Origin of the sequence: Fulvivirga aurantia (assembly GCF_009711475.1) — a bacterium.
GTDB lineage: Bacteria > Bacteroidota > Bacteroidia > Cytophagales > Cyclobacteriaceae > Fulvivirga > Fulvivirga aurantia.
On record NZ_SMMD01000173.1, the window covers coordinates 1 to 810 of the forward strand.

The window sequence follows — 810 nt, forward strand, 5'->3', positions numbered from 1 at the left end:
AACAAGGCCGAGAGATCTATTATGAGCTGAAAGTGGAAAAAATGAAAAAGATAGATCAATGGCTGGATCAGTTTCGTAAGATTTGGGAAACCCGGTTTGACCAGCTTGATTCTCTATTAACGAAAATGAAAAACAAAGAAAAATGAAACCGGTAAGGCCGGATCTGATTACATTTTATTCATAACAATTTAAAAAACAACCAAATGAAAGCTCAACTACAATTTGACTTCCTTGTAAATAAGGAAAACAACACCATCACTTTAAAAAGAGAGTTTGCCGCTGGCCGTCAGCTGGTCTGGGACTGCTACACTAAAAGCGAGTTGCTGGATCAATGGTTTGCCCCTAAGCCATTTATTACTAAAACCAAGTCCATGGACTTTCGCGAAGGTGGGCATTGGCATTATGCGATGATCGACCCGGAAGGTAAGGAATATTGGGGCTGGACGGATTACACCAAAATCAACCAAATTGATTTTTACGAATCTAAGGATGCTTTTAGCGACAGCGAAGGCAATAAAAACACCGATCTTCCACAAGCGGAATGGCATGTTAGCTTTAGCGATAAAAGCGACAATACACTGGTGGAAACTACAATTACCTATAAATCTCTATCTGATCTGGAAGCAGTGATCAATATGGGAATGAAAGAAGGCATGATGTCTACACTAGAAAGATTGGATGAATTATTAGATCAAATGAGTAAATAATTGCAGAGAGAAGCGAGCTGAGAGCCTAGAGAGAGAGAAGCTAATTGTTCAATGCTCAAGTTTTGATATCGGTAACGTCACTCAGAGACATAACTTTTTTCAA

1 protein-coding gene and 1 pseudogene are annotated in these 810 nt (G+C 39.1%); both read left to right on the forward strand.

Translation table 11 applies throughout. The features are described 5' to 3' along the window. Positions 1 to 146: pseudogene (locus tag E1176_RS21005) on the forward strand (transcriptional regulator); the annotation flags it as partial. A 57-nt stretch (positions 147 to 203) separates the two neighbouring features. After that, on the forward strand, positions 204 to 707 hold the full coding sequence (locus tag E1176_RS00510) for an SRPBCC family protein (RefSeq protein WP_155208635.1): 504 nt from the start codon (positions 204 to 206) through the stop codon (positions 705 to 707). Positions 708 to 810 lie beyond the last annotated feature (103 nt).

Coding starts and splice junctions, on each gene's coding strand:
- E1176_RS00510 (WP_155208635.1), top strand. CDS start 204: ATGAAAGCTCAACTACAATTTGACTTCCTTGTAAATAAGGAAAACAAC.